Raw genomic sequence first — 18,404 nt, 5'->3', positions numbered from 1 at the left:
GCGGGAGACGCCGTGGTGCGGGCAGTGCCCCGGGGGAGGTGGTCATCGGGCGGGGCCTTCCGTAGTGCTGGTGCGGGGCGTCGTTGCGCTCTGGTGCGCCGTCCCGGTCTGGTTCGCCGTAATGAACTGGTTCATGAAGTTGACGGCCTCGACCCAGGCGGTGTGTTCGGCTGAACGGTCGGAACGGAAGCCCGAGTCGATCAGCCTGCCGCCGTGCTCCCAGGTGACGATCAGCAGGCCGCCCTCGGCGAGGACCTTGCCCGCGATGCCCTTGTCGAGCCGTGCTTCACGGAGTCGCGCGGCCGGGATGAAGAAGTCGTTCGCGCCGGGGCGTACGACGTCGAGCCCCGCGTCCGTGAGCGTCAGCTCCGCCCGGCTGCGGGCGCCGAGGCCGTGCGCCACGATGCGGTCGAGCCACTGTCCCGCGGTCGTGGACCCGTGGTAGCGGCCCGTCATCGTCAGCTTCGCCGTACCGGGGTCGTCCGGCGCGGTGGGCAGCTCGGGCAGGTCCGACTGGAGGCTGCCGCGCCATTTCCAGCCCTGGCGCATCAGCCAGTACACCAGCGCGATGAAGAGCAGCAGCCCGGCGACCCAGCCGAGCCGGGCGGCCCAGTCGGTCACCTCCGCCGACTGCTGTTCGGCGGCGAGCGGCACGGTCAGCGGCCCGGCCGGCGGCAGGGAGACCCGCTGTACGGAGAGGAGGTTCAGCATCGCAGTTGTCACGCCAGATTCCCGTCGACGACCGTGGCGCGGCCCCGGAGGAAGGTGTGGGTGACGCGTCCTGGCAGCTCACGGCCCTGGTACGGGGTGTTGCGGCTGCGGGAGGCGAAGCCCGCCGGGTCCACGGGACCACGGTATGCCGGATCGACCAGGGTGAGGTTGGCGGGCTCGCCCACCGAGACGGGCCGCCCATGACCGGCGAGCCGGCCGATCCGCGCCGGGCGGAACGACATCCGGTCGGCGACCCCCGCCCAGTCCAGCAGCCCGGTCTCCACCATGGTCTCCTGGACCACCGACAGCGCGGTCTCCAGACCGACCATCCCCATGGCTGCGGCGGCCCACTCGCAGTCCTTGTCCTCGTGCGGGTGCGGGGCGTGGTCGGTGGCGACACAGTCGATCGTGCCGTCGGCGAGGGCCGCGCGCAGCGCCTGGACGTCCGCCTCGGTCCGCAGCGGCGGGTTCACCTTGTAGACCGGGTCGTACGACCGGACCAGCTCGTCGGTGAGGAGGAGGTGGTGCGGGGTGACCTCGGCGGTGACGTTCCAGCCCTTGGACTTCGCCCAGCGCACCAGCTCCACCGAGCCCGCCGTCGAGAGATGGCAGATATGGACCCGGGAGCCGACATGGGCGGCGAGCAGCACATCCCGCGCGATGATCGACTCCTCGGCGACGGCCGGCCAGCCGCCGAGTCCCAGCTCGGCGGAGACGACGCCCTCGTTCATCTGCGCGCCCTCGGTGAGCCGGGGCTCCTGGGCGTGCTGCGCGATCACGCCGTCGAAGGCCTTCACGTACTCCAGTGCCCGTCGCATGATCACGGCGTCGTCCACGCACTTGCCGTCGTCCGAGAAGACCCGTACCTGCGCGGCGGAGTCGTGCATGGCGCCCAGCTCGGCGAGGTTCTTGCCCTCGAGACCGACCGTCACGGCGCCGACGGGCTGCACATCGCAGTAGCCGGACTCCCGGCCCAGCCGCCAGACCTGTTCGACGACCCCGGCCGTGTCGGCCACGGGGAAGGTGTTGGCCATGGCGTGGACGGCGGTGAAGCCGCCGACGGCGGCGGCGCGGGTGCCGGTGAGCACCGTCTCGGAGTCCTCGCGGCCCGGTTCCCGCAGATGGGTGTGCAGATCGACCAGACCGGGCAGCAGCACCCGTCCCTCGGCCGCCACGACCGTCGCGTCACCCGCGTCCAGTCCGGTGCCGACCGCGCCGATGGTCTCCCCGTCGATCAGTACGTCCCGTACCTCGCCGCCGAGCACCCACGCGCCCCGGATCAGGATCTTGCTCATGATTACTTGCTCTCCTCGGTACGGGAGTCGGTACGGGCGTACGAGTCGGTGCGGACGCGCGTCTGGGAGTTGTGCGCCTGGGAGTTCTGATTGACGGCGGGCTCGTTGCCGCCCAGCAGCAGATAGAGCACCGCCATCCGGATCGAGACCCCGTTGGCCACCTGCTCGACGGCCGTGCAGCGGTCCGAGTCGGCGACCTCCGCGGTGATCTCCATCCCGCGGTTCATCGGTCCGGGGTGCATCACGACGGAGTGCTCGGGCATCCGGCCCATCCGGTCGCCGTGGAGGCCGTAGCGGCGGGAGTACTCGCGCTCGGTCGGGAAGAACGCGGCGTTCATCCGCTCGCGCTGCACCCGCAGCATCATCACGGCGTCGGAGCCGGGCAGTACCCGGTCCAGGTCGTACGACACCTCGCACGGCCAGTGCTCGACGCCGATCGGTACGAGGGTGGGCGGGGCGACGAGGGTGACCCTGGCTCCCAGGGTGTGCAGCAGCAGGACGTTCGAGCGGGCGACCCGGCTGTGCAGGACGTCGCCGACGATGGTGATCCGCCGCCCTTCGAGGTCACGCCCTATGCCGGTGTCCGCGCCGACCAGCCTGCGGCGCAGGGTGAAGGCGTCGAGCAGTGCCTGGGTGGGGTGTTCATGGGTGCCGTCGCCGGCGTTGACGACCGCGCCGTCGATCCAGCCGGACGTGGCCAGCCGGTACGGCGCGCCGGACGCGGGGTGCCGGATGACGACGGCGTCGGCGCCCATCGCCTCCAGCGTCAGCGCGGTGTCCTTGAGGGACTCGCCCTTGGAGACGGACGAGCCCTTGGCGGAGAAGTTGATGACATCGGCCGACAGCCGCTTGGCCGCGGCCTCGAAGGAGATCCGGGTGCGGGTCGAGTCCTCGAAGAAGAGATTGACGACGGTACGGCCGCGCAGCGTCGGAAGTTTCTTGATGGGCCGGTCGGCGACGCGGGCCAGTTCCTCCGCGGTGTCGAGGATCAGTACGGCGTCGTCGCGGCTGAGGTCGGCCGCGGAGATGAGATGGCCGGGTGTGCGGGGGCTTGCCCCTGGCAGGCGCAGCATCGGGAGAGTGCTCCGGTCTTCGGGTGTGCGGGCGTACGGGCGCGCCGAGGCGGCCGTACGGGGTCGGTACGAGCCGGAGGCGCCCTACTGCTCGCCGGACGCGGCAGGCCGCTGGAGGCCCAGCAGCACGGTGTCCCGGCCGTCCTCCTCGGCGAGCTGGACCTTGACCGTCTCCCGCAGGGAGGTGGGGATGTTCTTGCCGACGTAGTCGGCGCGGATCGGCAGCTCGCGGTGGCCCCGGTCGACGAGGACGGCGAGCTGGACGGCCCTGGGGCGGCCCAGATCGCCGAGCGCGTCGAGGGCGGCGCGGATGGTGCGGCCGGAGAAGAGCACGTCGTCGACGAGGACCACGAGGCGCCCGTCGACCCCGTCGCCCGGGATGTCGGTGCGGGCCAGCGCGCGGGTGGGCCGCAGGCGCAGGTCGTCGCGGTACATCGTGATGTCGAGGGAGCCGACCGGGACCGGGCGTCCGGTGACGCCGGCGAGTTTTTCGGCCAGCCGGCGGGCGAGGTAGACCCCGCGGGTCGGGATGCCGAGCAGCACCACGTCGTCGGCGCCCTTGGCGCGTTCGACGATCTCGTGGGCGATACGGGTCAGGGCCCGCGCGATGTCGGGGGCCTCCAGAACGGGGCGTGCCGCGCCCGGGCTGTCGGCCGGGGAGTCTGTCGTGCCGGTGTCCATACGAAACGGACCTCCTTCTCCGCCTCACGGGACGGACTTTAAAGGACGTCGGAATTACGCCACTCAGGCTAGCAGGGCGTCCGCGGAACTCCTGGTGGCACCCCCTCGGAAGGCAGTCAGGAGGCGGCGGAAAGCCCCCCTCCGACCAGGGCCGGGATCCCTCGGCTTGACGCATCCAAGTAACTCTGCGTAACCTCACAGTGAGTTACCAGACTTCGTCCGGGGAGCTATATGTCCAGCGAATACGCAAAGCAGCTCGGGGCCAAACTCCGCGCCATCCGCACCCAGCAGGGCCTCTCGCTCCATGGCGTGGAGGAGAAGTCCCAGGGCCGCTGGAAGGCCGTGGTGGTCGGTTCGTACGAGCGTGGCGACCGTGCCGTGACGGTGCAGCGCCTCGCCGAGCTGGCGGATTTCTACGGGGTCCCCGTGCAGGAACTGCTTCCTGGCACGACGCCCGGCGGAGCCGCCGAGCCGCCGCCGAAGCTCGTTCTCGACCTGGAGCGGCTGGCCCATGTGCCGCAGGAGAAGGCGGGCCCGCTCCAGCGTTACGCGGCGACGATCCAGAGCCAGCGCGGTGACTACAACGGCAAGGTGCTGTCGATCCGCCAGGACGACCTGCGCACGCTGGCCGTGATCTACGACCAGTCGCCGTCGGTCCTGACCGAGCAGCTCATCAGTTGGGGTGTCCTCGACGCGGACGCCCGCCGGGCCGTGGCCCACGAAGAGGGCTGACAAACCCGGCACATAACAGCAGAAACGTCACCTCCGGGGGGTGGGCCCGTATGCGCGTACGGACCCGCCCCCCGGTGCGTCCCGCACGCCCGTACCCTCAAGCGCCGGACGGGCTCAGCGGCCCGTCCGGCGCTTGAGGACACAGCGCGGCGGGCGCGTCACCTGTCCGGGGCCTCGACACGGCGCAGACCAGGCTTGAGGTCCTTGAACCGGCCGAGCAGGCCGTTGACGAAGGACGGGGAGTCGTCCGTGGAGAACTCCTTGGCGAGCTGCACCGCCTCGTCGATCACGACCGCGTCCGGGGTGCCGTCCACCCACACCAGCTCATAGGTGCCGAGCCGCACGATGTTCCGGTCGACGACCGGCATCCGGTCCAGCGTCCAGCCCACCGCGTAGGTGGAGATCAGCTCGTCGATCCGGCCCGCGTGCTCCGCGTACCCCTCGACCAGCTCCATGGTGTACTCGCTGACCGGCGGCTGGCGGTCGTCGGTCCGGGCGTGCCGTATCCAGTCGGCGAGGACCGTCTGCACGGACGCCCCGCGCTGGTCGGCCTCGAAGAGAATCTGGAAGGCACGCTTACGGGCCTTGTTCCGGGCAGCCACGGTTAGCTGTTCACCCGGCCGAGGTACTCGCCGGAGCGGGTGTCGACCTTGATCTTCTCACCCGTGGTGATGAAGAGCGGGACACCGATCTCGTAACCGGTCTCCAGCGTGGCCGGCTTGGTGCCGCCGGTGGAGCGGTCGCCCTGGACGCCGGGGTCGGTGTGCTGGATGGTCAGCTCCACGGCGGCGGGCAGCTCGACATAGAGCACCTCGCCCTCGTGGGTGGCGACGCTGGCGGTGAAGCCCTCCAGCAGGAAGTTGGCGGCGTCGCCGACGGCCTTGCGGTCGACCATGAGCTGGTCGTAGGTCTCCATGTCCATGAAGACGAAGTACTCGCCGTCCATGTACGAGAACTGCATGTCGCGGCGGTCAACGGTGGCCGTCTCGACCTTCACGCCGGCGTTGAAGGTCTTGTCGACGACCTTGCCGGAGAGCACGTTCTTCAGCTTGGTGCGCACAAAGGCCGGGCCCTTGCCGGGCTTGACGTGCTGGAACTCGACGACGGACCAGAGCTGGCCCCCGTCGAGCTTGAGCACCAGGCCGTTCTTGAGGTCGTTCGTGGAAGCCACGGTTGCGGAATCTCCTGGACTGAAGCTGGTGGACGACCACGGGTGTGCGCGGCGCCCGGGGCACACGGCGGTGCCTGGGCACTAGAGCGCGAGCAGTTCCTTGGTCGTGATGGTGAGTAGCTCGGGTCCGCCGTCCGCCTCGGGGCGGACGACGAGCGTGTCATCGATCCGGACACCGCCCCGGCCCGGGAGGTGGACCCCCGGTCCGACGGTGACCGGCACACAAGCGTCCAGTTTACCCATGGCGGCGGGGGCGAGCTGCGGGTCCTCGTCGATTTCAAGTCCGACCCCATGTCCCGTACGGGGTGCGAGCCCCTCGCCGTGCCCCGCGGCCTCCAGCGGCTGCCGGGTCGCACGGTCCACATCGCGGTAGCCGGCGCTCGGCAGGAGAGCCTGCCGACCTGCCCGTTGTGCCGCGAAGACCAGCTCGTACAGCTCGATCTGCCAGTCGGCGGGCGAGGTCCCGATGACGAATGTACGGCCGATCAGACAGCGGTAGCCGCGGTAGTCGGCGCCGAGACTGACGGAGAGGAAATCACCCTCCTCGACCCGCCGGTCCGACGGATGGTGGTCGCAGCGGCCGGAGTTGGGGCCGGTGGCCACGGCGGTCGGGAAGGCGGGGCCGTCGGCGCCGTGGTCGACGAGCCGGCGCTCCAGCTCCAGTGCGAGATGCCGTTCGGTACGGCCAACCAGGATCGATTCGAGCAGTTCGCCCAGCGCCTGGTCGGCGATCTCGGCCGCGATCCGCAGACAGGCGATCTCCCCCTCGTCCTTGACGATCCGCTGCTGTTCGACGGCGCAGCCCAGATCGGCGAGACGCAGCCGGGGCGCCACGGAGCCGATGGCCCGGTGCCTGGCGACGGTCAGATGGTGCTCCTCGACGGCGAGCGACTCGACGGCGGACGAGGTGAGCGCGCCCGCGGCGGCCACCGCGGGGTCGCCGGTGGCGGTGGCCAGGACGGTGAGCCTGAGCTGGTCGTCGAGCCGTCCGTCGGAGCTCCCGCCCGCGTGGGTACGGGGGCAGAGCAGCGTGTCCTCGTCCGGACCGAGCAGCAGGACGGCACCGTGCGGCGCGCCGCCCGCGAGATAGCGGACGTTCGCGGGCCGTGAGATCAGTGCCGCCGCGTTGCCCGCCGCGGAGCACCGGTCGCGCAGCCGGGCGCGGCGGGCAGCGAACACGTCAGACATGAACCGAGCGTATGAGCGGGCGCGTGGCCCGGCCGGTTCAGCGCGTCCGACCGGGGGTCGGGTACGGGCGGCGCCCCGGGCCGCTCACGGCTCCGCCCGCATCCGCTCGCATCCGCGGCTCGCTCGGCGGCCCCGGCCCGGCCGGGTCACCAGCTCGGCGGGCTGGCCAGGGCGCGGGCCAGGACATCGTCGAGCGCCCGGGCGGTGGTCTCCACGTCGTACTTGGAGTTGTCGATGATGGGCAGCCCGGACCCGTACCAGCCGGCCATCCGGCCGTGGATGCCGGCCACCTCCTCGTCGGAGAGCCGCCGGTTGCCGCTGCGCTCGGCATTGCGCTCCAGCACGATCTCCAGCCCCGGCAGCAGCACCACCGGCAGCAGCCCGGGGCCGACGTGGCGCTTCCAGCCGCCGAGCCCCACGACCGGGCGGTCGGGGAAGACGGCGTCGTCGAGGATGCAGGAGATGCCGTTGGCGAGGAAGTTCCGCGCGGCGAAGCCGCAGGTGCGGCGGGCGAGACGGTACTGCGCCTCGGAGTGGTCGTTCCAGCCGCTCTGCGGGTCGGCGAAGCCCGAGCGCACCCACTCGCGGACATCGTCGAGGCTGATGTGCGCGGTGGGTACGCGGCGGCTCGTCGCCCAGTGGCGGGCCACGGTCGTCTTGCCCGCGCCGGCCGGGCCGATCAGCAGGACCGCGAGGGTCGCCGTCCCGGTGCCGCCGCCGGGGGCCGGGGGCGGCGCGGGGATGGGTACGAGGCCGCCGGGCGGAAGCTGGACATGGCCGGTGGAGTCCGGGGGCGGCGGCGCGACGGGCGGCCCGGGCGGCGGCGCGGGCGCGTGGTGCGGTCCTGGCGGGTGGGCGGGACCCGGCGGAGGCGGGGGGCCCGGCACCCGGTGCGGTCCCGTCCAGCCCGGGGCAGGCTGATGCCCCGGCGGCTGCGGGGCCCCGGGCCCGGTCGGCGGGCCGGGAGGAGGAGCCTGGTGCGCCCATCCGCCTGCGTGCTGCATCCGGTGCCACTCCGTCTCGTGCGACTGACGCTGTCGGCGGCCCCGCGGGCCCTGCGTTACCGAACGGTACCGCTCCCGGCCCCCGTTCGTCCTCCATCGCCGGACGGGCCGGTGTTCAGCATGTGTGCCGGGCGTCGCGGGTCGGGCGCGGTGTGTCAGGCAGGGCCCAGTTCCTCCGCGACGGCACGCAGTGCCAGTCGGTACGAGCCGACGCCGAAGCCCGCGACCGTACCGCTGGCGACCGCCGCGACCACCGAGGTGTGCCGGAACTCCTCACGCGCGTACGGATTCGAGATGTGCACCTCGATCAGCGGCGCGGTCCGCTGCGCCGCCGCGTCCCGCATCGCGTACGAGTAGTGCGTGAACGCGCCCGGGTTGAGCACCACCGGGATCTCCCCGTCCGCGGCCTCGTGCAGCCAGCGGATCAGCTCGCCCTCGTCGTTCGTCTCGCGTACGTCCACATCGAGGCCCAGCTCCTTGCCGAGCGCCCCGCAGGCGTCCACCAGCCCGGCGTACGACGTCGCCCCGTAGATGTCGGGCTCGCGCGAACCGAGCCGCCCGAGGTTGGGTCCGTTGAGTACGAGCACCCGCCGGGTCACGCCGACACCTCCCCGTACGCCGCGAGCAGCACCGCCGGGTCGGGCCCCTCCAGCACGGTGGGCTTGGCGAGTCCGTCCAGCACGATGAAGCGCAGCAGGTCGCCGCGCGACTTCTTGTCGACCCGCATCGTCTCCAGCAGCCTGGGCCACTGGTCGCCGCGGTAGGTCAGCGGCAGTCCGACGGACTCCAGCACCGAGCGGTGCCGGTCGGCGGTCGCGTCGTCCAGCCGCCCGGCCAGCCTGCCCAGCTCCGCCGCGAAGACCATGCCGACCGAGACGGCCGCGCCGTGCCGCCACTTGTACCGCTCGTTCTTCTCGATGGCGTGGGCGAGGGTGTGGCCGTAGTTGAGGATCTCGCGCAGCCCGGACTCCTTGAGGTCGTTGGAGACGACCTCGGCCTTGACCCGGATCGAGCGCTCGATCAGCTCGGCCGTGTGCGTGCCGGCGGGCGTACGGGCGCCCTCGGGATCCGCCTCGACCAGTTCGAGGATGGCCGGGTCCGCGATGAAGCCCGCCTTGATGATCTCGGCCATACCGCTGACGTAGTCGTGGACACCGAGCGAGTCCAGCGCGGCGAGATCGCAGAGCACCCCGGCGGGCGGGTGGAAGGCACCGACGAGGTTCTTGCCCTCGGCCGTGTTGATGCCGGTCTTGCCGCCGACCGCCGCGTCGACCATGGCGAGCACGGTGGTCGGTACGGCGACCCAGCGCACCCCGCGCAGCCAGGACGCCGCCACGAATCCGGCGAGATCGGTGGTGGCGCCGCCGCCGACCCCGACGATCACATCGGTACGGGTGAAGCCGGTCTGCCCGAGTGCCTTCCAGCAGTACGCCGCGACCTCGACGGTCTTGGCCTCCTCGGCGTTGGGCACCTGGATGGCGACGGCCTCGTACCCCTGGTCCGCGAGGTCCTGGCGCAGTGCCTCGCCCGTCCCGGCGAGCGCCTCGGGGTGGATGACGGCGACCCGTGCGGCCTTCGGTCCGATGAGGGCGGGCAGCTCCCCCAGCAACTGCCGGCCGACCAGCACCTCGTACGGGTCGTGTCCCGCCGTGCCGCCGACCTGGATCCGGGTGACTGCCTGGTCCGTCATACGTGAGTCTCCTTGCCGGGGGTGGGGGTCTCGGCGGGCGCCGGGGACCCGGCGGACCCGGCCGGCTCGGCGGAGCCGTCTTCGGATCGCCGCTTCAGGCCGAGTGCGTCGAGGACCGCGTCGGCGACCTCCTCGGGGGTCCGGTCGTCGGTCGCGACCACCGCGCGCGCCACATCGGTGTAGTGATGGCGCCGGGCCTCCATCAGTTCTTTCCACTGCTTGCGCGGATTGACCGCGAGCAGCGGACGCGCGGTGTTCAGTCCGACGCGCTTGACCGCCTCGGCGACCTCGACCGACAGGAACACGACGGGCAGTCCCTTGAGCAGTTCACGGGTGGAGGCGTCGAGGACCGCGCCGCCGCCGAGCGCGAGAACGCCGGGGTGCCCGGCGACCGCCGCCCGTACCGCTTCCCGCTCCAGCGTCCGGAAGTGGTCCTCGCCCTCCTCGATGAAGATGTCCGAGATGGGCCTGCCCTCGGCGGCGACGATATCGGCGTCGCTGTCGCGGAACCCCGTACCGAGCCGCTCGGCGAGCAGTTCGCCCACGGTGGTCTTGCCGACGCCCATCGGCCCGATCAGTACGACGACCGGTCCGCCCGGCCCGCCCGCCGGATCCGCCGCGCTCATCGGATCTGGAGGTTGTCGAGGTACGAACGGACATTGCGGCGCGTCTCCGGAACGCTGTCGCCGCCGAACTTCTCGGCGACCGCGTCCGCGAGGGTCAGCGCCACCATGGCCTCGGCGACAATGCCCGCGGCCGGCACGGCACATACGTCGGAGCGCTGATGGTGGGCCTTCGCGGCCTCGCCGGTGACCACGTCGACGGTGGCGAGCGCCCGGGGCACGGTCGCGATGGGCTTCATCGCGGCCCGTACGCGCAGCAGTTCACCGGTCGTCAGCCCGCCCTCGGTGCCGCCGGAGCGGCCGGAGGCGCGCCTGATGCCGTCGTCGGTCGCCACGATCTCGTCGTGCGCCTGGGATCCGGGCACCCGCGCCAGCCCGAAGCCGTCCCCGATCTCAACGCCCTTGATGGCCTGAATGCCCATCAGGGCGGCGGCCAGCCGCGCGTCGAGCCGCCGGTCCCAGTGGACGTGCGAGCCGAGTCCGACCGGCACGCCGTACGCCAGCACCTCGACGACTCCGCCGAGGGTGTCGCCGTCCTTGTGGGCCTGGTCGATCTCGGCGACCATCGCCTTGCTCGCGTCCGCGTCGAGACAGCGCACCGGGTCCGCGTCGAGCCGCTCCACATCGGCCGGGGTGGGGTACACACCGTACGGAGCCTTGGCCGCGGCCAGCTCCACCACATGGGACACGACCTCGATCCCGGCGGTCTCCTTCAGATACGAGCGCGCCACCGCGCCGAGCGCGACCCGCGCGGCGGTCTCCCGGGCGCTGGCACGCTCCAGGACCGGCCGGGCCTCGCCGAAGCCGTACTTCTGCATTCCGGCGAGATCGGCGTGACCGGGCCTGGGCCGGGTCAGGGGCTCGTTGCGGGCCAGCCCGGCGAGTACGTCGGGGTCGACCGGGTCGGCCGCCATGACCTGCTCCCACTTGGGCCACTCCGTGTTGCCGACCATGATCGCGACAGGGGATCCCATGGTCAGGCCGTGCCGTACACCGCCGAGGAACGTGACCTCGTCACGCTCGAACTTCATCCGCGCGCCGCGTCCATAGCCGAGGCGCCGCCGGGCGAGATGGTCAGCGACCATGTCCGTCGTGATCGGCACACCGGCGGGTAGCCCCTCCAGCGTCGCCACGAGTGCGGGTCCGTGCGACTCCCCCGCGGTCAGCCAGCGCAACCTGCTCAACGGTGCTCCTCATGCTCGCGCCCTCGACTGTGCCCTGATGGCGCGACCGGTGCGCGGCCCCGGCCCGCCATGTCCGATCCTCCCACGCCCGTCCGGACGATTCGCGCGCGTCCAGCGACCGGACAGGAGTCAGCGGGCTTCGAGTGCCTGTTCGCCGGCCTTCCGCATCAGCGCGAGGGGCGCGGGCGAGCGGCCCGTCATCAGCTCGACCTGGAGCACCGCCTGGTGCACGAGCAGATCGAGCCCGGAGACGACAGGGCCGCCGCGCCGCGACCAGGCGGCGGCGAGCCCGGTGGGCCAGGGCTCGTACAGCACGTCGAAGAGGGTGCCGGGCCGGTCGGGCACCCGCGCCGCCAGTTCGTCGGTGGTGCCCGCCGGGGTGGTCGCGATCACCAGGGGCGCGTCGAAGGCCGCGGCCGCGTCCTCCCATGTCTCCGTACGGACATCGACTCCGAGGCGTTCGCCCCAGCCGCGCATCTCGGCCGCGCGGGCCTCGCTCCGTACATACGCGGTGACGGGTCCCGTACAGATCCTGGCGAGGGCGGCCAGGGCGGACGAGGCGGTGGCGCCCGCGCCCAGGACCGCCGCCGAGCCGACCGTACGAACCCCCCGCTCGTGCAGCGCGGCGATCATGCCGGGGATGTCGGTGTTGTCACCGGTACGCCGGCCGTCGTCGCCGAACAGGACCGTGTTGACCGCCTCGACCGAGGCCGCGGTGTCCGTGATCCCGTCGAGCAGCGGGATGACGGCGCGCTTGAGCGGCATGGTCAGCGAGAGCCCGGCCCAGGAGGCGTCGTCCCGCAGCGTCGCGAAGAAGCCGGGCAGCCCGGCCTCGTCCACCTCGAACCGGTCGTAGGACCAGTCCGGGAGGCCGAGGCCGGCATACGCGGCCCGGTGCAGCACCGGCGACAGCGAGTGCGCGATGGGCGATCCGAGGACCGCCGCCCGCCTGTGTGGGGTCACCGCTTCGGGGTCTCCTTCTGGCTTTCCTTGTGGTACTCGTTCCGGTTCCGCTCGTGCTCTTCGTTGGTCTCGGCGAAGAGGGTCTTGTCCTCGGTGACGGACACGAAGTAGTACCAGGGACCCGGTGTCGGGTTGAGCGCCGACTGGAGTGCTTCGGCACCGGGGTTCCCGATGGGCCCGGGCGGAAGTCCCTTGATGGAGTACGTGTTGTACGGGTCCTTGAGCTTGCGCAGATCGTCGACCGCGCCGAGGTCGAGCCTGCTCTGGCTCTTGATGTAGTTGACCGTGGAGTCGAATTCGAGCCGGCCGACCGTCTCGGTGTTGTCCGGTTCGAGGCGGTTGTAGACGACCCGCGCGACCTTGTCGAAGTCGTGCTTGTACTTGCCCTCCGCCTGGACGAGGCTCGCGACGGTGATCACCTGGAGCGGCGACGTCAGACCGAGCTTGTCGGCCTCCTCCGCCAGATCCACCTTGCTGTACTCGGAGGAGGCACGGGCGACCATCTTCCTGAGGATGGTCTCCGGCTTCGTGCCCTTGGCGACCGGGTAGCTCGCCGGGAACAGGAAGCCTTCCAGCGGGTCCTTGATGTCCTTGGAGCCCCTCGCCCAGTCCGGCAGACCGAGGTTCTTCGCCTGCGCCTTGGCGACCGCCGCCGTGGTGCCCTTCTTGAGCCCGAGCCGCTTGTCCATCTGCTCGTAGACCCAGACGTTGCGCTTGCCCTCGGGAATGATCAGGTCGTTGTGGCTGGCCGGGCTGAGCATCAGCTTCACGGCGTGCGCGGCGGACATGCCCTTCTTCAGGGTGTAGACGCCCGCCTGGATCGAGTTGCCCTGGGGGTTCTGGCGCTGGGCGGCGACAAACGCGCCCGCGCTCTTGACCACTCCGCCCTTGACCAGGATGGAGGCGATCTCGTAACCGCCGGCCCCCTGGGGGATCTCCACCTGGACGGAGCTGGTGCCGGTGCCCACGAAGTCCTCGGGCGCGCCGAACTTGGACTGGTAGAACTGGTACGCCACATAACCCGCGCCGCCGACCCCTCCCACGAGCACCACGCTCAGGAACAGGCAGGCGACGCCGTTGTGGCTCTTCTTCTTGGTCCTTCGCTCCCGGCCGTTGCCCCTGCGTCCGCCGGTGTCGTCCGGCCCCTCGTCGTCGCCGTCGTCCTCACCGGTGAAGAAGGGGTGGCTCTCCTTCTCCTGGCCGTCCTCCCACTCCTCGGCCGGCTCGGGCTCGGCCTTGCGCTGGGCCGGCGGCCTGGGCGGGGGGTAGGCGTCGGGGGTGCCGTAGTGGTCCTGGCCCTCGCCGTAGCCGACGCCCTGCGCGCCGTCATAGGGGACGGCGGGATTCGCGGCGTACGGCATCGAGGCCTGCTGGCCGGTGTCCCAGCCGCCGTTGTACTGCGGATCGTTGTACGGAGGGTGCTGGGGATTCTGCTGGTGCTGAGGCTGCTGTTGCTGAAGGTGCTGCTGAGCCTGGTGCGGGTGCTGGGCGTGCTGCTGCTGGTCGTACTGCTGCGGGTGCTGCGCCTGCTGGGGGTGGTGTTGCTGCTGGTGAGGGTGCTGGAGGTGCTGGGGCTGCTGCTGGGGATCGGCGTACTGCTGGCCGCCGTAGGCCTGCTGCCCGGGATGCTGCTGCACTCCCTGCTGCCCGTACTGCTGCGGCTGCTGCTGAGGAGGCGCGTACTGCTGCTGGTACGGGTCCTGTCCGCCCCCGTACTGCTGCTGAGGCTGCGCGTGCTGCTGCGGGTACTGCTGCTGCGGCTGCCCACCGTACGGAGCGTGGCCGCCCGCAGGCTGCTGTGCTCCCCACCCCGGGTCCCCGTACAGGGGGTCCTCGGGGTGCCACGGTTCGGAGCCGGGGCCCCGGCCATAGTCAGTCATCGATCCCCTAGAGCCGCGAGGCGGCGGCCGCTGCGCGAGTGGCACGGCATCCGTTTCGCCTCTTCGTTGTGCGGTGACTGTTCGAACACCACCGCATCGCGCGGAACGTTACCGTATCGCGATCAGATGACCACTTCGACGCCCTCGCCGGGTGGCTCACCAGATACCCGTTCGGCCTCCAGCGCGCTCTGGAGGATGACAACTGCCGCCACTTGGTCGATCACCGACCGGCCCTTCTTGGATTTCACGCCCGAGGCGCGCAGTCCCTGGCCGGCCGTCACTGTACTCATCCGCTCGTCGACCAGTCGTACCGGCAGGGGCGCGATGCCTCTGGCCAGCTCCTGTGCGAACAAACGTACCTTCGCCGCGGCCGGTCCCTCGCCCCCGCTGAGCGAGCGGGGCAGCCCGACCAGCACCTCGACCGGCTCGTACTCCTCGACGATCTGGCGCAGCCGCCGGTGGGCGGCTGGGACATCGCGTCCCGGCACGGTCTCCACCGGTGTGGCGAGGATCCCGTCGGGGTCGCACGAGGCGACCCCGATCCGGGCGTCCCCGACATCGACCGCGATCCGGCGGCCGCGTCTCATGAGAGGTCGGCGACCAGACGTTCCACGGCGGACACGGCATCCCCGATGGCGCCGGGGTTCTGGCCGCCGCCCTGGGCGACGTCCGGCTTGCCGCCGCCTCCGCCGCCGAGGGTCTTGGCGGCGGTACGGACCAGATCACCGGCCTTGAGTCCGCGCCCGCGGGCGGCCTCGTTGGTGGCGATGACCGTCAGCGGCCTGCCGTTGGCCGTGGTGAAGAGGGCCACGACGACGGGCCGGCCGCCGGCGCCCCGGTCCAGCCTGCCGCGGACATCGAGGACCAGCTTGCGCAGGTCGTCGGCCGAGGTGCCGTCCGGGACCTGCCCGGTGACCAGGGCCGTGCCCCGGACGTCGACGGCGCTCTCGGCGAGCCCGCCGGCGGCGGCGAGGACCTTCTCGGCGCGGAACTTCTCGATCTCCTTCTCGGCGTCCTTGAGCTTGGCGAGCATGCCGGAGATCTTCTCGGGCAGCTCGTCCGAGCGGCCCTTGACCAGCTCCTGGAGCTGGGCGACGACCGTGTGCTCCTTGGCCAGGAAGTTGTACGCGTCGACGCCGACGAGGGCCTCGATACGCCGTACGCCCGAGCCGATCGACGACTCGCCGAGCAGCTTCACCAGGCCGAGCTGGGCCGTGTTGCGGACATGCGTACCGCCGCACAGCTCCTTGGAGAAGTCGCCGATGGTGACGACCCGGACCCGCTCGCCGTACTTCTCGCCGAACTCGGCGATGGCGCCCTGACGCTTGGCCTCGTCGATGCCCATGACCTCGGCGTGCACGTCCAGCTCGCGGGCCAGGACCTCGTTGATCTTCTGCTCGACATCGAGCAGGACCGTGCCCGGTACGGCGGAGGGCGAGCCGAAGTCGAAGCGGAAGCGGCCCGGCGAGTTCTCGGAGCCGGCCTGGGCGGCCGTCGGGCCGAGGGCGTCGCGCAGCGCCTGGTGGGTGAGATGGGTGGCGCTGTGGGCGCGGGCGATGGCGCGGCGGCGGTGCAGATCGATGGCGGCGTAGGCGGAGGCGCCCACGGTCACCTCGCCGACCTGCACGGTTCCCTTGTGCACGGACACACCGGGCACCGGCTGCTGCACATCGCGCACCTGGACGACGGCGCCGCTGTCGAGCCTGATCCGGCCCTGGTCGGCGAGCTGGCCGCCGCCCTCGGCATAGAAGGGGGTGCGGTCGAGGACGATCTCGACCTCGTCGCCCTCGGTGGCGGCGGGCGACGGCACTCCGTCGACGAGCAGCCCGACCACCGTGGCCTCGCCCTCGGTGGCGGTGTAGCCCGTGAACTCGGTGATGCCGCCGGTGTCGGCGACCGCGCGGTAGGCGGAGAGGTCGGCGTGGCCGGACTTCTTGGCCCTGGCATCGGCCTTGGCCCGGTCGCGCTGCTCCTTCATCAGCCGGCGGAAGCCGTCCTCGTCCACGGAGAGGCCCTGTTCGGCGGCCATCTCCAGGGTGAGGTCGATCGGGAAGCCCCAGGTGTCGTGGAGCAGGAAGGCCTTGTCGCCGGAGAGGACCGTGCCGCCGGCGGCCCTGGTCTCGGTGACGGCGGTGTCGAGGATGTTGGTGCCGCCCTTGAGGGCCTTGAGGAAGGCGGCCTCCTCGGCGACGGCCACGGTCTCGATGCGCCTGCGGTCGGTCTCCAGCTCCGGGTACTGCTGCCCCATCGTCTTGATCACGACATCGGCGAGCTCGGCGACGACCGGTTCGGTGGCGCCGAGGATCCGCATGTTGCGGATGGCGCGGCGCATGATGCGGCGCAGCACATAGCCGCGCCCCTCGTTGCCGGGGGTGACGCCGTCGCCGATGAGCATCACGGACGTACGGATGTGGTCGGCCACCACTCGCAGGGCGACATCGGTGGCGTGGTCGGCGCCGTAGTGCACGCCGGTGAGTTCGGTGGCCCTGTCCATGACGACCCGCAGGGTGTCCGTCTCGTACATGTTCTGTACGCCCTGGAGGATCATGGCGAGACGTTCGAGACCGAGACCGGTGTCGATGTTCTTGGACGGCAGGTCCCCGAGGATCTCGAAGTCCTCCTTGGAGGTGCCCTCGCCGCGCTCGTACTGCATGAAGACCAGGTTCCAGATCTCCACATAGCGCTCGTCGTTGACGGCGGGGCCGCCCTCGACGCCGAACTCGGGGCCGCGGTCGTAGTTGATCTCCGAGCAGGGACCGCAGGGGCCCGGGACGCCCATGGACCAGAAGTTGTCCTTCTTGCCCAGCCGCTGGATGCGCTCGGCCGGTACGCCGATCTTCTCGCGCCAGATCTGCTCGGCCTCGTCGTCGTCGAGATAGACGGTGATCCAGAGGCGCTCGGGGTCCAGTCCGTACCCGCCGTCGGCCACGGAGCTGGTGAGCAGCTCCCAGGCGTAGGTGATGGCGCCTTCCTTGAAGTAGTCGCCGAAGGAGAAGTTCCCGCACATCTGGAAGAAGGTGCCGTGCCGGGTGGTCTTGCCGACCTCTTCGATGTCCGGGGTGCGGACGCACTTCTGGACGCTGGCGGCGCGCGGGGCGGGCGGCTTGACCTCGCCGAGGAAGTACGGCTTGAAGGGCACCATGCCCGCCGGGACCAGCAGCAGAGTCGGGTCGTCCGCGATGAGCGACGCCGAGGGCACGACAAGATGCCCGCGCTCCTCGAAGAAGCTCAGCCAGCGGCGGCGGATTTCAGCCGACTCCATCAGTGGTCCTCATTCCGGTCGTACGGGTTGTAGGAGTGCGTCGTGCGCGGACGCTCGGTGTGCTCGGTCCGGTCGGTGTGCTCGGTCCGGTCGGTGTATTCGATGGCGGTGAGCCGCCTGGGTGCCGGGAGCGCTCGCCCCGCCGGTGCCTCCAGGCCCAGTGCCTCGCCCAGCTCGGCCTCGCGCCGCAGCATGCCCGCCCTTACGTCAACGGCGAACTCCCTCACCTTGTGCCCGGCGTCGATCGCTTTGTTCGCGGCCTGGGCGGCGAGGCTCTCGGGAGTGAGCTGCCTGAGCTTGCGGTGGACCTTGGTGGTGGCCCAGACGCCGGCTGCGGCGCCCGCGGTGAACCAGAACGTACGGCGGAGCATCGCTGCCTCAGTCCTTCCTGTTCCTGCGCCGGGCGGACGGGAGCGTACGGCCCGCGACCACCCTGCGGCGGGGGGCCGGCTCGGCGTCGCCGGTCCCGGCGGGCGTCGCCCTGCGTCCCATGGCCTGGCGTACGCCGTAGCCGAACGCCGCGACCTTGACCAGGGGGCCGCCGAAGGTGGAGGCGACCGTCGTGGAGAGCGCCGAGGCGTTGGAGGTGACTTCCTGGACGTCCGTCGCGATGGCGTCGACACGGTCGAGCTGGGTCTGCGCGGAGCGGACCGTCGCGGAGGCGTCCGCCAGCAGCGGCACCGCCTGCTCGGTCACCTCGGCCACCAGCCGGGTGGTCGCCCTGAGCGTCTGGGCCAGCCTCACCAGCACCACGGCCAGGAAGGAGACCAGGATGGCCCAGAACACGGCCACCAGGATCCCGGCAACCTCTCCACCGGTCACGCCGCACCGCTCCCTGATCTGTCGACGGCCTTCTGTAAAGAAGCTCGCGTAAAGAGCTCGAAAGAAAGCGACTGGAAAGTCGTCCTCCGACCCTATCGCGCCGGGCGTCGCGTCCCGTACCGCAT

At 71.3% G+C, this 18,404-nt stretch carries 19 protein-coding genes; 1 reads left to right on the top strand and 18 read right to left on the bottom strand.

Annotated elements, in window-relative coordinates; all coding sequences use genetic code 11:
• Positions 1 to 42: 42 nt before the first annotated feature.
• From KQY30_RS30195 to pyrR, 4 genes are all read right to left on the bottom strand, one after another.
• A complete protein-coding gene (locus KQY30_RS30195) occupies positions 43 to 711 on the bottom strand; it encodes a hypothetical protein (RefSeq protein ID WP_254407713.1) in 669 nt (222 codons plus the stop codon).
• Positions 712 to 719: 8 nt separating this feature from the next.
• Positions 720 to 2,006 carry a dihydroorotase gene (locus KQY30_RS30190; RefSeq protein WP_217309678.1) on the bottom strand — a complete coding sequence of 429 codons (1,287 nt, stop codon included), beginning with the start codon at positions 2,004 to 2,006 and terminating at the stop codon, positions 720 to 722.
• A gap of 2 nt (positions 2,007 to 2,008) precedes the next feature.
• Complete coding sequence (locus KQY30_RS30185; RefSeq protein WP_217309677.1) at positions 2,009 to 3,079, bottom strand: aspartate carbamoyltransferase catalytic subunit; 1,071 nt, start codon at positions 3,077 to 3,079, stop codon at positions 2,009 to 2,011.
• Between the two features lie 84 nt (positions 3,080 to 3,163).
• Positions 3,164 to 3,760 carry a bifunctional pyr operon transcriptional regulator/uracil phosphoribosyltransferase PyrR gene (gene pyrR, locus KQY30_RS30180; RefSeq protein WP_217309675.1) on the bottom strand — a complete coding sequence of 199 codons (597 nt, stop codon included), beginning with the start codon at positions 3,758 to 3,760 and terminating at the stop codon, positions 3,164 to 3,166.
• A 231-nt stretch (positions 3,761 to 3,991) separates the two neighbouring features.
• Between pyrR and bldD the strand changes: the two genes are divergently transcribed.
• Complete coding sequence (gene bldD, locus KQY30_RS30175) at positions 3,992 to 4,492, top strand: transcriptional regulator BldD (RefSeq protein WP_030355502.1); 501 nt, start codon at positions 3,992 to 3,994, stop codon at positions 4,490 to 4,492.
• A gap of 158 nt (positions 4,493 to 4,650) precedes the next feature.
• Here the strand turns inward: bldD and nusB are convergent, their stop codons facing one another.
• From nusB to KQY30_RS30105, 14 genes are all read right to left on the bottom strand, one after another.
• Complete coding sequence (gene nusB / locus KQY30_RS30170; RefSeq protein WP_217309673.1) at positions 4,651 to 5,094, bottom strand: transcription antitermination factor NusB; 444 nt, start codon at positions 5,092 to 5,094, stop codon at positions 4,651 to 4,653.
• Positions 5,095 to 5,096: 2 nt separating this feature from the next.
• Complete coding sequence (efp, locus tag KQY30_RS30165; protein WP_046501979.1) at positions 5,097 to 5,663, bottom strand: elongation factor P; 567 nt, start codon at positions 5,661 to 5,663, stop codon at positions 5,097 to 5,099.
• Positions 5,664 to 5,744: 81 nt separating this feature from the next.
• Positions 5,745 to 6,851: an aminopeptidase P family protein gene (locus tag KQY30_RS30160; RefSeq protein ID WP_217309671.1), complete on the bottom strand. Its 1,107-nt coding sequence runs from the start codon at positions 6,849 to 6,851 to the stop codon at positions 5,745 to 5,747.
• A 146-nt stretch (positions 6,852 to 6,997) separates the two neighbouring features.
• Positions 6,998 to 7,855, bottom strand: coding sequence for an AAA family ATPase (locus KQY30_RS30155; protein WP_217309669.1), 858 nt, complete (start codon positions 7,853 to 7,855; stop codon positions 6,998 to 7,000).
• Positions 7,856 to 8,010: 155 nt separating this feature from the next.
• Positions 8,011 to 8,454: a type II 3-dehydroquinate dehydratase gene (gene aroQ, locus KQY30_RS30150; protein ID WP_217309667.1), complete on the bottom strand. Its 444-nt coding sequence runs from the start codon at positions 8,452 to 8,454 to the stop codon at positions 8,011 to 8,013.
• A complete protein-coding gene (gene aroB / locus KQY30_RS30145) occupies positions 8,451 to 9,545 on the bottom strand; it encodes a 3-dehydroquinate synthase (protein WP_046500914.1) in 1,095 nt (364 codons plus the stop codon). Before aroB ends, aroQ begins: the two co-directional genes overlap by 4 nt.
• The gene (locus KQY30_RS30140; RefSeq protein WP_217309665.1) at positions 9,542 to 10,171 is read right to left on the bottom strand and encodes a shikimate kinase; all 630 of its coding nucleotides are present in this window, start codon (positions 10,169 to 10,171) and stop codon (positions 9,542 to 9,544) included. Before KQY30_RS30140 ends, aroB begins: the two co-directional genes overlap by 4 nt.
• Positions 10,168 to 11,352 carry a chorismate synthase gene (gene aroC, locus KQY30_RS30135; RefSeq protein ID WP_217309664.1) on the bottom strand — a complete coding sequence of 395 codons (1,185 nt, stop codon included), beginning with the start codon at positions 11,350 to 11,352 and terminating at the stop codon, positions 10,168 to 10,170. Before aroC ends, KQY30_RS30140 begins: the two co-directional genes overlap by 4 nt.
• 129 nt (positions 11,353 to 11,481) lie before the next feature.
• Positions 11,482 to 12,315: a shikimate dehydrogenase gene (locus tag KQY30_RS30130; protein WP_217309662.1), complete on the bottom strand. Its 834-nt coding sequence runs from the start codon at positions 12,313 to 12,315 to the stop codon at positions 11,482 to 11,484.
• The gene (gene mltG / locus KQY30_RS30125; RefSeq protein WP_217309660.1) at positions 12,312 to 14,195 is read right to left on the bottom strand and encodes an endolytic transglycosylase MltG; all 1,884 of its coding nucleotides are present in this window, start codon (positions 14,193 to 14,195) and stop codon (positions 12,312 to 12,314) included. Before mltG ends, KQY30_RS30130 begins: the two co-directional genes overlap by 4 nt.
• Positions 14,196 to 14,317: 122 nt before the next feature.
• The gene (ruvX, locus tag KQY30_RS30120; RefSeq protein ID WP_046500919.1) at positions 14,318 to 14,782 is read right to left on the bottom strand and encodes a Holliday junction resolvase RuvX; all 465 of its coding nucleotides are present in this window, start codon (positions 14,780 to 14,782) and stop codon (positions 14,318 to 14,320) included.
• Positions 14,779 to 17,457: an alanine--tRNA ligase gene (gene alaS, locus KQY30_RS30115; protein WP_217309659.1), complete on the bottom strand. Its 2,679-nt coding sequence runs from the start codon at positions 17,455 to 17,457 to the stop codon at positions 14,779 to 14,781. The genes ruvX and alaS overlap by 4 nt, the downstream gene beginning before the upstream one ends.
• Positions 17,457 to 17,828 carry a hypothetical protein gene (locus KQY30_RS30110; protein WP_217309657.1) on the bottom strand — a complete coding sequence of 124 codons (372 nt, stop codon included), beginning with the start codon at positions 17,826 to 17,828 and terminating at the stop codon, positions 17,457 to 17,459. The genes alaS and KQY30_RS30110 overlap by 1 nt, the downstream gene beginning before the upstream one ends.
• A 7-nt stretch (positions 17,829 to 17,835) precedes the next feature.
• Complete coding sequence (locus tag KQY30_RS30105; protein ID WP_217309655.1) at positions 17,836 to 18,279, bottom strand: DUF948 domain-containing protein; 444 nt, start codon at positions 18,277 to 18,279, stop codon at positions 17,836 to 17,838.
• Positions 18,280 to 18,404: the final 125 nt, after the last annotated feature.

It is taken from the genome of Streptomyces sp. GMY02 (assembly GCF_019056675.1).
In the GTDB taxonomy this organism is placed as follows: domain Bacteria; phylum Actinomycetota; class Actinomycetes; order Streptomycetales; family Streptomycetaceae; genus Streptomyces; species Streptomyces odonnellii.
This window is presented reverse-complemented; position numbering and strand designations above follow the sequence as displayed.

Excerpts from the sequence above, each read along its gene's own strand:
- KQY30_RS30195 (WP_254407713.1), bottom strand. The coding sequence starts at position 711 with ATGCTGAACCTCCTCTCCGTACAGCGGGTCTCCCTGCCGCCGGCCGGG.
- KQY30_RS30190 (WP_217309678.1), bottom strand. The coding sequence starts at position 2,006 with ATGAGCAAGATCCTGATCCGGGGCGCGTGGGTGCTCGGCGGCGAGGTA.
- KQY30_RS30185 (WP_217309677.1), bottom strand. The coding sequence starts at position 3,079 with ATGCTGCGCCTGCCAGGGGCAAGCCCCCGCACACCCGGCCATCTCATC.
- pyrR (WP_217309675.1), bottom strand. The coding sequence starts at position 3,760 with ATGGACACCGGCACGACAGACTCCCCGGCCGACAGCCCGGGCGCGGCA.
- bldD (WP_030355502.1), top strand. The coding sequence starts at position 3,992 with ATGTCCAGCGAATACGCAAAGCAGCTCGGGGCCAAACTCCGCGCCATC.
- KQY30_RS30160 (WP_217309671.1), bottom strand. The coding sequence starts at position 6,851 with ATGTCTGACGTGTTCGCTGCCCGCCGCGCCCGGCTGCGCGACCGGTGC.
- KQY30_RS30155 (WP_217309669.1), bottom strand. The coding sequence starts at position 7,855 with ATGCAGCACGCAGGCGGATGGGCGCACCAGGCTCCTCCTCCCGGCCCG.
- aroB (WP_046500914.1), bottom strand. The coding sequence starts at position 9,545 with ATGACGGACCAGGCAGTCACCCGGATCCAGGTCGGCGGCACGGCGGGA.
- KQY30_RS30140 (WP_217309665.1), bottom strand. The coding sequence starts at position 10,171 with ATGAGCGCGGCGGATCCGGCGGGCGGGCCGGGCGGACCGGTCGTCGTA.
- mltG (WP_217309660.1), bottom strand. The coding sequence starts at position 14,195 with ATGACTGACTATGGCCGGGGCCCCGGCTCCGAACCGTGGCACCCCGAG.
- ruvX (WP_046500919.1), bottom strand. The coding sequence starts at position 14,782 with ATGAGACGCGGCCGCCGGATCGCGGTCGATGTCGGGGACGCCCGGATC.
- alaS (WP_217309659.1), bottom strand. The coding sequence starts at position 17,457 with ATGGAGTCGGCTGAAATCCGCCGCCGCTGGCTGAGCTTCTTCGAGGAG.
- KQY30_RS30110 (WP_217309657.1), bottom strand. The coding sequence starts at position 17,828 with ATGCTCCGCCGTACGTTCTGGTTCACCGCGGGCGCCGCAGCCGGCGTC.